11 protein-coding genes are annotated in these 12,792 nt (G+C 61.3%); 8 read left to right on the top strand and 3 right to left on the bottom strand.

Annotated elements, in window-relative coordinates:
• Positions 1-36 precede the first annotated feature (36 nt).
• On the bottom strand, positions 37-951 hold the full coding sequence (locus tag RCO31_RS22165) for a LysR family transcriptional regulator (protein ID WP_308970682.1): 915 nt from the start codon (positions 949-951) through the stop codon (positions 37-39).
• A 77-nt stretch (positions 952-1,028) separates the two neighbouring features.
• On the opposite strand from RCO31_RS22165, the gene RCO31_RS22160 reads away from it, so the two are divergent.
• A complete protein-coding gene (locus RCO31_RS22160) occupies positions 1,029-1,853 on the top strand; it encodes a phosphodiesterase (RefSeq protein WP_308970681.1) in 825 nt (274 codons plus the stop codon).
• A 51-nt stretch (positions 1,854-1,904) separates the two neighbouring features.
• Positions 1,905-3,050 carry a cobalamin-independent methionine synthase II family protein gene (locus RCO31_RS22155; RefSeq protein ID WP_308970680.1) on the top strand — a complete coding sequence of 382 codons (1,146 nt, stop codon included), beginning with the start codon at positions 1,905-1,907 and terminating at the stop codon, positions 3,048-3,050.
• Positions 3,051-3,180: 130 nt separating this feature from the next.
• Here the strand turns inward: RCO31_RS22155 and RCO31_RS22150 are convergent, their stop codons facing one another.
• Positions 3,181-3,870: a DUF4336 domain-containing protein gene (locus tag RCO31_RS22150; protein WP_308970679.1), complete on the bottom strand. Its 690-nt coding sequence runs from the start codon at positions 3,868-3,870 to the stop codon at positions 3,181-3,183.
• A gap of 515 nt (positions 3,871-4,385) precedes the next feature.
• On the opposite strand from RCO31_RS22150, the gene RCO31_RS22145 reads away from it, so the two are divergent.
• The 6 genes from RCO31_RS22145 (at position 4,386) to RCO31_RS22120 (ending at position 11,460) form a co-directional block, all read left to right on the top strand.
• Positions 4,386-4,895, top strand: a complete 510-nt coding sequence (locus RCO31_RS22145; RefSeq protein WP_308970678.1) for a sigma-70 family RNA polymerase sigma factor — start codon at positions 4,386-4,388, stop codon at positions 4,893-4,895.
• A gap of 118 nt (positions 4,896-5,013) precedes the next feature.
• Positions 5,014-5,973, top strand: a complete 960-nt coding sequence (locus RCO31_RS22140) for a FecR domain-containing protein (RefSeq protein WP_308970677.1) — start codon at positions 5,014-5,016, stop codon at positions 5,971-5,973.
• A gap of 170 nt (positions 5,974-6,143) precedes the next feature.
• A complete protein-coding gene (locus tag RCO31_RS22135) occupies positions 6,144-8,585 on the top strand; it encodes a TonB-dependent receptor (RefSeq protein ID WP_308970676.1) in 2,442 nt (813 codons plus the stop codon).
• Positions 8,586-8,856: 271 nt separating this feature from the next.
• Positions 8,857-9,150 (top strand): hypothetical protein, encoded by a 294-nt coding sequence (locus RCO31_RS22130; protein WP_308970675.1) that lies wholly within the window; start codon positions 8,857-8,859, stop codon positions 9,148-9,150.
• Positions 9,151-9,157: 7 nt separating this feature from the next.
• Complete coding sequence (locus RCO31_RS22125) at positions 9,158-10,849, top strand: PepSY-associated TM helix domain-containing protein (protein WP_308970674.1); 1,692 nt, start codon at positions 9,158-9,160, stop codon at positions 10,847-10,849.
• Complete coding sequence (locus RCO31_RS22120; RefSeq protein ID WP_308970673.1) at positions 10,846-11,460, top strand: invasion associated locus B family protein; 615 nt, start codon at positions 10,846-10,848, stop codon at positions 11,458-11,460. Before RCO31_RS22125 ends, RCO31_RS22120 begins: the two co-directional genes overlap by 4 nt.
• 257 nt (positions 11,461-11,717) lie before the next feature.
• Here RCO31_RS22120 and RCO31_RS22115 read toward each other — a convergent pair whose 3' ends face one another.
• Entirely contained in the window at positions 11,718-12,764 is a 1,047-nt protein-coding gene (locus RCO31_RS22115) for a LysR family transcriptional regulator (protein ID WP_308970672.1), read from the bottom strand.
• Positions 12,765-12,792: the final 28 nt, after the last annotated feature.

Genomic DNA, 12,792 nt, shown 5'->3' with positions numbered 1-12,792 from the left:
CGACTATGTCGGATCGGGTGTTGGCAGCGTGTTGGACTAGACTCCGAGAACTTGCGCGGCCACGTCGATGAAGCTGCGCACGAATCGCAACTCGCGCTTGTCCGTCGGCGTGACGAGGCAGTTCGTGTAAGTCTCATCCATCTCTGCGATATTGATCGCGATCAGGTCTCTCGACGTGGACATGCTGTCGTCGAGGAGCAGGCCGACGCCGACGCCATGCAGGACGGCCTCCTTGGCCAGAGGGAAGGTGGCCGCCTTCACAAGGCTTGGCAGCGTGATGCCGAGTTCACAGCACTTGCGGTGCAGGAGCTGTTGCGTCAGCGATCCGTCTTCCGGCACGATCACCGGCGTATTCACCAGATCGCGCAATGACAGGCGTTTGAAGCCGGCAAGCGCGTGACCGCGCCGCACATAGGCGCGGTAGCGGGTCGTCGCGACCGGCAGACTGTAGAGAAGCTCGTCCGCCTCCGGCTGCGTAACGATGGCAATGTCGACCGTACGTTCGCGCAGCTGCTGCATCGCCAGCGTCCAGCTCACGAGGGCGAAGCTGATCTGCACGCGTGGATACCTGGCAACGTAGCCGGCGATCACCGGCATGGCCGGACGCGGCGCATTGGCCACGACGTTGAGATGGCCGGTGGCGATCTCGCTGTAGCTGTCGACCTTTTCCTCGATCAGTTGCTCGAGGGTGCGCAGTCGGTCGGATACTGCAAAGAGTTCGCGGCCCGCGCGCGTCAGCTCCAGGCCGTCCCGCCGGCGTATGAAAAGCTGCGTTCCCATGATCCGCTCCAGCTTGATCACATGCTGGGTGATCGACGATTGCGTCACGCCGAGCCGTTCCGCGGCCTTGGTGAAGCTGCGCTCACGCGCCGCGTGGGTGAAGGCGCTGATCTGATAGGGGCTTGTTTTCATGCGCAGGAAGCGTTGGTCGAAATGGACTACTTCAGACATTAGCTCCGCTAATACGACGTCATGGTGACGTTAATCCGGCTTGCTAGTGCGGCACGCAAGGGTCTGAGAGCCACCGCATGAAGCTGATTCATCTCACGGACATTCACCTGACGACGCCGGGGCAAACCATCGGTGGACGCGATCCGAATGCCAATTTCGAGAACGCGCTGACACACGCGCTGGCCCGGCATCCCGACGCGGAAGCGATCGTCATCACCGGCGACCTGTCGGATTGGGGCGAGCGCGCCGATTACCAGCGTCTGCGTGCGCGGATCGAAAGGCTTCCGGTGCGGGTGCAACTTGCGATCGGCAATCACGACGACAGGGCCACCTTCCTGGAGGTGTTCCCGGAGCTGGCTGATGCCGACGGCCATGTGCAGACGCGCTTTTCGCTCTCGCGCGGGACCGGCGTGGTGATCGACACCTGGGGGCCGCGAAGTCACGCCGGCTTCTACTGCGATAAGCGCTGCGCGTGGCTGGATGCCGCCCTGGCGCAGTCGGAGGGTCCGGTGTTTCTTTTCATGCATCATCATCCCGTGCCGTCGCATGTGGGGCCGGTGGACCAGATCATGCTGCGCGACGCGGATGCATTCGGCGCGATCATTGCGGCGCACCGGCAGCGGATCGCGCATATTTTCTTCGGCCATTGCCACTTTGCGTTCTCCGGTTCTCTGCACGGCGTGCCGTTCAGTTGTGCGCGTGGGACCAATCATGCGGGATGGGCCGATTTCACCGAAACCGCGATGCTGCTCGGCTCTGATCTGCCCGAAGCCTATGCCGTGGTGTTCGCCAAGGGCGCGTCGGTCACCGTGCAGATGGTGGAGTTCGGCTATCGCGGCGCGCACAGGATCGAGGGCTCGCCGGACTGCGCGGCCTGGAGCCGCGCCACGATGGCGCGGTGATCTCGTCGAAGAGGGCCTGTCTACTCGGACCAAACGAGGGAGGACCAAAGGATGCAACTGAGCGCTTCACGGATACTGACGACGCATGTCGGCAGCCTGCCGCGCCCGGCAGAGCTCGAGGCCCTGCTGCTTCGGCGCGAGAAGGGCGGACTCGCTCCGCAGGATGAAAGCCGGCTGCCTCGCATCGTCGCCGACGCCGTCCAAGCGGTCGTCAGCCGGCAGGCGGCGCTCGGCATCGATATCGTCTGCGATGGTGAGATGAGCAAGTACGCCTACGCGACCTACGCGCGTGAGCGGATGACGGGTCTGGAGGGGGAAGACCAGCCGTTGGCGCTGTCCGAACTGGCGGAGTTTCCCAATTTCGCACAGCGTATCAAGCTGGACATCAAGACGCCGGCTTGCGTTGGACCGGTGAGCTATCGCGGGAGCGAGGCGCTCGACAATGACATCGACAACCTGAAAGCCGCGGTTGATGCGGCCGACGTCGAGGCCGCCTTCATGTCCGCTTCGTCGCCGGGCATCATGTCGCACTACATGCCGAACAGGCATTACGCATCTCAGGATGTCTACCTGGAGGCGCTGGCTGATGCGATGAAGCACGAATACGATGCCATCGCCGCTGCCGGGTTGCTGTTGCAGATCGATTGTCCGGATCTCGCGCTTGGCCGCCATTTTCGCGCCGCGCCTCTTGGCGTCGCCGAGTTCCGCAGCGAGATTGCCCGCCTGGTGGAGGTTCTCAACCACGCGCTGCGCGACATTCCGCCGGAGCGCATGCGGCTGCATCTGTGCTGGGGAAACTACGAGTCGCCCCATCACCACGACATCGAGCTGTCTCTCATCCTCGACTTGCTTCTCAAGGTGCGTCCTGCAGCGCTGCTGATGGAGGCCGCAAATCCGCGCCACGCGCATGAGTGGGCCGTGTTCAAGGAAACGCCGCTGCCTGACGAAAAGGTGCTGGTGCCGGGCGTGATCGACACCTGCACGAACTATATCGAGCATCCGGAAGTCGTCGCACAGCACATCGAGCGCTATGCAAATGTCGTCGGACGTGAGCGGGTGATCGCGGGAACGGACTGTGGCTTCGCGAGCTTCGCGACGCTGCATACCGTTGATCCCGACATCGCCTGGCGCAAGCTCGAAGCGCTGGTGCAGGGAGCCGAGATCGCCTCGCGCCGGCTCTGGTCGATCAACGGATAGCCCCAAGGGCGTACCGTCTGTGCAATCGATCCGATTGAAGGGAGGCGTCGCCAGGGCGCCGTTCTTCAAGTTTCGCTGTCGGGGCTCCGCCTTACTCGGTTCGTCGTCGCGTTACGCAGAGCCGGCAGCGTCACGCGGCCAGCCATCCGAACGCGTGGCGTAGGAATGCCCGGGCATCCCTTTCCACCGGTGTGCCGTGGGCCATCAAGACCTTCTCGGCGGGCCATGCGAAAATGCGCTCTAGCGCGTCGCGTGCGGCGCGGCGGTTGGTAAAGGCCATCCGAAACTTGCGCGGCACCGACGGCTCGGGGCCTACCATGAGGTCCAGTTTCGCCACGACTTTCCGCCAGCCGGTGAACAAGCTGGCGGGAAGCTGCTGGATCAGATCCGTAAAGATCACGGTGCCGCTTTCGATGTGGAAGAATACGACTTCCGTCGTGATGAGATTGCCCTGCATCAGGACCTGATCGATGTCCTTGGCCCAATCCGGGCTTGGCCCGTGTCCGAGGTCAGCATCGAAGGCAATGTCCGTACGCTTCTTTCGCAATCCTGGCGGAGCGTGAAGCTTCGCTCCCGGGTAGGCGCTCTTCCACTCCGGAAGAGACAGATGGTGAAGCGAATTGGGAGCAATAATGTGCTGCACTTGACCGAGGGCATCCACCTCTGCCCGTAGAGCATCGGTGAGCCGTATCGGCGACCAGATGAAGAGCTGTCCGTCAGACAGCCTGATGACGGCCATCCGGGTGGGGTAATGAAATCCGGCCACGACGGCGTCGGGCCCATCCGCCGTCCAGACCTCTTGGCCGAATTGCTTCAACATGGCCGATCCAATGCCACTAATGCCGACGGATGGCCACGGTGCGGCTCACATGTTCACATTCGAAGAGGCCCGGCTGATGCATCGCTGCGCTGGGCAATAATTCGTCGGCTCCTGCTTCTTGCAAGGATTCCGACGGTCTTCGCAGTGTGGCATTTCCGCGACTCCCGACCAGAATGCGACCGGATCGCCACTGGACGGAACTGTTTCAGCACGCCTTCCGCGGGATCTATCGCGCGGAAAACGCAGAGTATTCGCCTCATCGACGAGCAGATGTTGCCAGGCCTGCTTAGAAGCTATCTAAATCGTTGCAGTTGCAGGAGAATTTCGGAGACAATATTGGGTGAAGGATCGATGATCAGGGACGGTGACAGCGTGCCGGGATCTTAACTCTTGCTGTTTCGCGTCTGCATCATGGTCCATTTGAGTTCCGCTTTCATCTGCCTTCGGCCTCTGTCGCCGGCTGAATCCGCTTCCCGCGGAGGTATGACATCCGGCCGGCGCCCAGGGAGGCGCCGATGAGTTGGGATCTTCACGCACTCTTCGTCCGTCATTCGAAGGAAATCGCGAATGCACTGCGCCGGCGAGGAGTCAGCTCGGAGAACGCAGCCGACCTGACGCAAGAGGCTTTCCTTAAATTAATCGTGGCGGGCCGCCCAGGCCAAGCGACACGCGACAACCCGCGCGCATTTCTTTTTCGAGTGTCCCGCAATCTGCATATAGATCAGATTCGGCGCGAGCGGCTTGCGTCGCGGGTTGCCCTGACGCACGCTGAATTTGAGGCCATTCCGGACGATATGCCGTCGCCGGAAACAAAGGTTTTCGATCGGCAACGGCTTGCGATTTCAAACTCGGCCTTGAAGGAATTGCCAGAGCGAACCCGGCGGGCCTTCGAGATGCACCATCTCGGAGAAAAGGGCATCGAAGCCGTGGCGCAGGAGCTGGGATTGTCCACCACCCGGACCTGGGTCTTGATCCGCGACGCTTACCGACATGTTCGCGATCGCCTCCGCGAGGCGGAAGGCTGACCCGCAGCCCGAGAAGGCGGCCAGAGACCGGGTCAGGGGAAAAACGTCGCCGCTCTTTCGTATTACTCTATCGTAGGCATGTGGAGCGCCGGTCGGCGCAGCCCCGAAGGCGTTTTGAATGACCGAGGAAGCATCCGAACGCGACCGGCTGTTCACAGAAGCCACGGATTTGATGATCCGGCTGAAGAACGATCCCGACAATCCCGTTCCGCACAGAATGATCCGGGAGTGGCGCACGCGAAGCCCGGACCACGAAAGCACCTGGGCCGAAGTCGCGGACATCCACGGCATGATGGTGAAGATCATCACGGATGATCGTGCCGCCGAAAGGAGGGCCGCCGCCACCCGTGTCACGCGGCGCGCGCTTGTCATCGCCGGATTGGTGGGCGCCGGCGCGGCCGCCAGTTATCTAGCGGTGCCTCGCCTTCTGGTCGAGGCCAGGGCGGATTTCAGGACCGGCACGGGCGAGATTCGCCGTGTCGATCTCGCTGACGGAAGCGTGGCAACGCTGGGGCCGGACAGCGCGATCGCGGTGCAGTTCACCGAGGGGCAGCGGTTTATTCGTCTGCTCCAGGGCATGGCATTCTTCGATGTAGCAACCGATCCGAATCGGCCGTTTCGCGTCGGCATCTCCGAACTGGTGACAACCGCCCTCGGCACCGCTTTCGAGGTCAGTGACGGTGCCGGCTATCTCTCGGTTTCCGTCGACCACGGCACGGTGGAGGTCGCTTCCACGAAGCCAGGAATCGACACCACCCGCCTGTCGGCGGGGCAATGGCTGGCGTTTGAGGAGCGGGGACGGACGAGCCATCATGGAACGCGAGAGTCGGGCCAGATTGCCGCTTGGCGCTCCGGACAGCTTTTTGCGGAGGATGAGCCTGTCTCGTCAGTGATTGCCAAGATCGGCCGGTGGCAGCCCGGCCGCATGATCGTCATCGACCCCAATTTTGGCGCGCAGCGGGTCAGCGGCGTGTTCGACGTGACCGATCCGTCCCGCGCGCTTCAAGCGCTCGTGCATCCGTTCGGCGGGCGCGTCCGGATGGTCGGTTCTTATCTTACAGTGATTTCACCGATCTAAAATTTTTTCAGCACGAAATGGGAAAACCCCGAAGCCCCGTTCGTATGCACGAATAGGGGCGCCCTCAAGCGGCCCTGTTGAAGCATCTCAGGGGTGGTTTGGTCATGGGGTTGGGGTTCTCAAGAGATGTTGCATGGACGCGTTTGAGCGCCGGCGTTGCGGTTGCTCTGATGGCGTCGACGGCGATGACGGGCGTTGTCTTCGCGCTGTCGACGCCGGCAAGCGCGCAGACCACGCAAACATCCTACTCGATCCCCGCTGGGCCCCTGAATCGCGTCTTGGCGGCATTCGGCCGCCAAAGCGGTTTCCAGATTGTCTATGTGCCCGCAATCGCGGCAGGCAAGTCTTCTCCCGGCGTCAGCGGCGCCGTGTCGCCGGCGGAGGCCGTGGCGAGAATCCTTCGGGGCACAGGGCTCACTTACTCGTTCCCGGATGCACGAACCGTCTCGATTGCGGCACCGTCCGCCGCCGCCGCAGATGGCGACGCATTGCCGTCCGGTGCGATCCAGCTCGACACCATCGACGTGCAGGCCGCGAATCCAAATTCGACGATGACGCTAATGCCGCCCTATGCGGGAGGGCAGGTGGCGACCGGCGGGCAGGTCGGAATGCTCGGCAACCGCGACGTGATGAACACCCCCTTCAGCCTCACCAGTTACACGAGCAAACTCATCAAGGATCAGCAGGCGCGGACTGTTCAGGATGTATTGAACAATGATCCCTCTGTTGTAGCGAGCACGTCGAGCGGTACCCCCCACGATTATCAAGTCATCCGGGGATTTGGGGGGTACGGAATCGACGGAACCCGCACCCTCAACGGCTTGGCGGGTATGGCACCCCTGTATTTCCCGTCGTCCGACTACATTGAACGCGTGGAGATTCTAAAAGGCCCAAGCGCACTCCTGAACGGTGTGACGCTTGCGTCCGCAGCGGTCACCGGCGCTATTGGTGGCTCGGTCAATCTAGTCACGAAGCGCGCAACGGATGAACCGATCACGCAGCTGACTACGCGCTATGTGTCGAACTCCCAAATTGGTGCGCATGTTGATGTCGGCCGTCGTTTCGGAGCAAGCAACGAGTTCGGTATCCGTTTCAACGGATCTATCGACGGCGGTCATACGCCAATCGATACACAACACGCGAAACTCGGTACAGCGGCGCTCAACCTCGACTATTCAGGCGAACGTGTCCGACTGTCAGCAGACTTTGCACATCAATCTCAAAAGCTGGATCCGAACGGGGTATATATCCAGGCTCGGTCTGTCGCCGGCTCACTATTATCCTTTCCCCGCGCACCAAGCTCGACAGTGAGCCTCGTTCCTCCCGGGTCGGAATATAAAACCAAATCAACCATGGGCATGATACGAGGCGAAGTCGATGTACTTGAGAACGTCACAGCCTATGCCGCCATAGGTAAGCAGATTTCAAAAGCCGACTTGAATGGCTACGAAAAGGTCCGGCTGCTCGACAGCGCCGGCCGATACAGTATCGCGCGAGAAATACAACATTATTCGCGGGACATCCTATCCATGCAAGGCGGCATTCGGGCTCAAGCGAATACCGGTCCAGTGGGGCACGCCTTGAGTCTTAACGTGTCTCGGTCAGAGCTTACGTACAAACGCGCAGAGTCCGAAGGATCCGCTTCGATAATAGAGTCGATGTATGATCCTGTATTTCCGCTCCTGTCCTCTGTTGCTGATCCCGGCGATCCCAAGAAGAGCTCCCAGACGACGGCGTCCAGCATCGGCTTTGCAGACACCTTATCGATCTTCAATGAGCGTATCCAATTTCTGGCCGGAATTCGCTATCAGGAAGTGGGTATCAAAGACTTCAATAGGACAACAGGACTGCTGTCCTCGAAATACGACGCCAATGCCTGGACTCCTGCGTTTGGGCTGGTCGTTAAGCCGTGGGAAAACGTTTCGCTCTATGCCAACTATATCGAGGATCTGAGAGCAGGAACCATCGTCGGCTCGACGTACGCGAATGCTGGCGAGATATTCCCGCCGTATGTCAGCAAGCAGTACGAGGCCGGTGTCAAAGTCGACTGGGGTCAGGTGACGACGACGCTTGCTGTATTCCAGATCGCCAAGGCCGCTTCAATTTCGATAGACGATCCCGCGGGCGGGGACCCGACATTGGCGCAGAACGGAGAAGAGCGCAATCGCGGCATCGAACTGAACGCCTATGGCGAACTCATGCCCGGCGTTCGCCTGTTGGGCGGGCTCACCCTGCTCGACGCCCGCCTGACCAAGACCGACGGCGGCATTCTCGACGGCAAGAGGAACGATACCGCTCCGAAATTCCGCGCGGTGATTGGAGCCGAGTGGGACACGCCCTTCATAGAGGGGCTGACGCTCACCGGCCGGTTAACCCATACTGGTGATGCGGTTGTGTCAACCTCCTCCGGCGTCACTATTCCATCATGGACCACACTAGACCTTGGCGCACGCTATAGCTTCAATTCTCCGTGGAACGAGAAGCCGGTCACTGTCCGCTTCAATGTCGATAATGTCTTCGACAAAGGCTACTGGGCCGGTACTTATGCGTCTGGCTTCGTGTACCGAGGTCAGCCGCGCACCTATCGCCTTTCGACCACGTTCAATTTCTGAACCATGATCGTGGTACTAGCATTGACTTTGACCGTTCTAGGCTGTGCGTGCCTCTATCTTGCGAACCCAAATCAGCAATGGCTGTCGCGGGTTCCGCCGCGACGGCTGTTGCTGGCGGCCGGTTGCCTGCTGTTGGTGGCCGGGCTTGCCGCATGGATTGCGGCATTGCGGCCCTTGGCTGGTTTCTTCGTAGCGCTGCATGTTGTGATGGTTTGTCTTTTCATCTTTCCTTATTCGGCCGCGCTCCGCGGCTTCGCGCGGAAGAACTGACATGCCAGGCGACATTCGTCCTGACTGGTGGAGCAAGGCCAGCGCCGGTGCAATCCTCGGTTTCGGCTTGGCGCTCTCGCTGGTCGGCCTCTACGCCTATCTGGGGCCGGGCGGCATCAATGCGCCGGGTGGGCGCTACTCGCTGATGCGCTACCTGGAAGCGTTCGTCTGGATCGCAGTAGTCGGCTTCTGCTTCCTGTTTCGCAGCGGTCGCGCTGCCTGGGCATGGCTCGGCGCAGCGAACCTGCTCGCCTTCGCCGCACTGTTTGCCTGCCGGTTCTATTTCTTCGCGTGAGGACAGAATGATCCGCGCCGATATCGTCAAGCTCTACAAGACCGTCCACACATGGACCGGCATTACTTGCGGCTTTGCGCTGTTCATCGCCTTCTATGCGGGCGCGCTCACCATGTTCAAGGAGCCCATATCGCGCTGGGCGTCACCACCCGCCGTGGGCGTGGCGGCGGTTTCATTGGACGATGCGCCCCGTCTCCTCGAATTGGTCGCCGCCGCCCATCCTGAAGCGCGGGAGGAAGGTATCAAGCTGCATCTGCGGGGAAACGAGAACGAGCCTGCGCGGGTGACGTGGGAAGAGGACGCGCCGCATCAAGAGGGGCAAGCGCACGAGCATGTCCATTGGTGGGCGACGCTCAAGCCTGACGGCACGTTACTGGCGAAGCAGGAGGAGCCGTCCGAACTGGCGGATTTCATCAATCACATCCATATGCGCGTTGGGATTCCGGAACCGTGGGGATCCTATTTCATGGGGGTGGTCTCGCTGCTCTACGGCGTAGCGCTGATCAGCGGCGTGATCGTACTGCTGCCGTCACTCATAAAGGACTTGTTTGCGTTGCGTGTCGGCAAGAACCTCAAACGCATGTGGCTGGACGCCCACAATGTCGTCGGAGTTGCAGCACTCCCATTTCACATTGCGATGGCGATTACCTCGACCGCATTGAGCTTCAGCGGCCCACTTTGGTCCGTGCAAGAAAGTGTTATTTTTGGCGGCAAGCAAGAAATCCTGAACGACCTTGATAATGAGCCATTTAGAGCGCCAAAGCCGATCGGCGAGGCGGGTGTAATGATGCCGCCCGCACAGTTGCTTCAAAAACTCAAAGTTCAGGCGTCCGATTTCGAGCCCCGCTTCATGATCTTTAGGAATATCGGAGACAAGGCCGCTTCGGTGAGAGTCCCCGGAGCCGAGCGTGGCTATGTCGGGGATACTCATCTTGGGGGCGTCATGCTCAGCGCCGTGACCGGCGAATTGCTCAAAGACAGTACACGTCCATCGCGTCAGGACCCCGACCGTCGAGCGTCAGAGACGTTCTACGGCCTGCACGCCGGACAATATGAGGGCGCGACGATTACGTGGGCCTATTTCTTCCTGGGCCTGTCGGGCGCGTGGCTGTTCTATGGTGGCAACCTGCTGTGGATAGAGACGCGCCGGAAGAATGCGCGCAAGGGCGGCGAGGTCGAGCAATCGCGCTCGACGCGCCTTTTGGGCAGTGCGACCGTCGGCGTTTGCCTCGGCTGCGTCGCGGGCATCTCGCTCACCATCGTTGCCGCCAAGTGGCTGCATGGTCGCGTAGCCGATCTCAATCATTGGCATGAGCTTGTTTATTACGCGGTGTTTCTCGGTTCGGTCGCATGGGCCTTTGCATGGGGTGCGGCGCGCTCGGCGGTGCAACTGCTCTGGCTCTGCTGCGCCGCGACTTTGGCGATCCCGCTGACAACGCTTCTGGCTGCGCTATTCCCGGCGCTCGACATGTGGGCGCACGGCAGCGCCGCGACCATCGGCGTTGATGCGGTCGCCTTCATCGGCGCGCTCTGCTTCGCCTGGATGGCCATCGCGACCACGCGTCGCATCAGGAACGGCCCCGCCGATAGCATCTGGTCGATCCAGAAGGCCGGGGACCGCGCAGCGCCGCGAGAACCGATGGCGCTTCCCGGCGGAGGCTCCGTCACTCTCACCGTTCCAATCAGGTTGAACCGATGACGCCTCGATTCCGTATTTCATCATGCGTTCTTGCGTTCGCCGCCGCCGCGATTTTCGCGACGGCGAATAACGCCGTCGCGCAGCAACCGACACCGCGCTCCGCCGCGCCCGCGGGTACGCAGCCTCAGGGCGTACAGCAGCCGGCCACGCCATCGGCGACGCTGCCGAACGGGGCTTCGTCAATCAACGAGACCTATGGCGATTGGACCGTGGATTGCAGGCTCGCCGAGGGGCGCAAGCAGTGTCTGCTGTCACAAGCGCAGGGCAACAGCCAGACTGGCCAGCGTGTCTACGCGATCGAGCTGCGCCCACCTGCGGATGGCAAGACCGACGGCACGATCCTGATGCCGTTCGGGCTCAATCTCGACAGCGGCGCGATTCTCAAGCTCGATGACAAAGACCTCGGCAAGGGATTGCGATTCAGCACCTGCGTCCCGCAGGGATGCCTTCTCCCGCTAAGTTTCCCGACGGTCGCGACCGACGCGCTGCGCAAGGGCGCCAAGCTCGTCGTCGCGTCGCTCAATCTCTCGAGCGGCGACGCCGTCACATTCAACGTGTCGCTGAACGGCTTCGGCGCCGCGTTAGACCGTATGATTCAACTCGCGAGGTAGGATCCATCAATCCGTGATCCGATCAAAAAACGCAGGCATTGCGCCATCAGGCCAAACTCGCGCTCGATAGCACCGGCAACCAAGCCGTCAGCCCGACATGCTCAAGGCGTTCGCCCGCGTATCATGGGATCGAAGTCGGAATTGCTGCGCACCCTGGTCGCGGCGGAGCGTGAACCTTCGCTCCCGGATAGGCGCTCTTCCACTCCGCAAGAGACAGATGGTGCGGCTCCCATATCCACATTCACACTGCCCATGATCTACACTGCCCATGACGGCAGCGGCTGCATGCGCTCCCTGATCCATTGCAACAGGCTCTGCACCGCGGCGCGTTTGATCTTGTTGGATGGAATCAGCGCCTTCAGCCACAATTCCGGCACCGGATAGTCCGGCAGCAACGTTCGCAAATGCCCAGCTTCGATCGCCGGCCGCGCGATGTAGCGGGCGACCATGGCGATGCCGAGACCGCGGCAGGCCGCACTCTGCAGGATCTGGCTGTCATTGGCGGAGAAGCGCGAGCGCACGTCGACGTTGATCAACCCGCGCGGACTTTCGAACGACCATGTGGAGCCGGTGGTCTGAAAGGTCAGGCAGTCGTGCCCGATCAGGTCGATCGGATGTTTCGGTTCGCCATGCGCATCGAGGTATGACGGCGCGGCGCACAGCACCCGCGGATAGGGCGACAGCGGCTCGTCGATCACGTTGGCGTACGACGCCGGCATCGCGCCGATGGCGATATCAAAATCCTCCTCGACCGGATTGACCGATCGATCGATCAGCACCAGGTCGACGGCGATGCCGGGGTGGGCCACCTGAAAGTCGTTCAGGATCTCGCCGAAGTTGAGGATCGCCAGCGTCGTCGGACACTTGATCCGCAGCTGCCCCTCGATCCGGTCGGCCGACGACGCCGCACCGTTGAGGGCGTCGTCGACGTCGCCGACGATCGTCTGGTAGCGCGGGAAGTAGCGCTCGCCGGTCTCGGTCAATGACAGCTTGCGGGTCGAGCGCACGAACAGCTGCGCGCGCATCTGGTCTTCAAGACGGTTGATGCGCTTGACGATCACCGACGGCGCGACACCCAGCTCGCGTGCGGCCGCCGAAAAGCTGCCGGCCCGGGCCGCGGTGAGAAAGGCCTTTATATTCAGAAGCGTGTCCAGATCTCTCTCCCTTTGGGCCTTTCTCCTTTTGAGAAAGCTTTCGTCGCGCAGAGTTCCTGCGGCAATCGGACACCCGGCCGTCGGACCGCAGAACGTGACTGTTGCCAGCAGCTTATCCAGCTTTCTCAATTCGAGAAAGCTGTTGATCATGGATGCTGCTTTTTCGGCGATTTCGGCG

Source organism: Bradyrhizobium sp. LHD-71 (assembly GCF_031157255.1).
GTDB lineage: Bacteria > Pseudomonadota > Alphaproteobacteria > Rhizobiales > Xanthobacteraceae > P52-10.
Note: the sequence above shows the minus strand (reverse complement) of the source record. Positions and strands in the feature narration are given on the sequence as shown.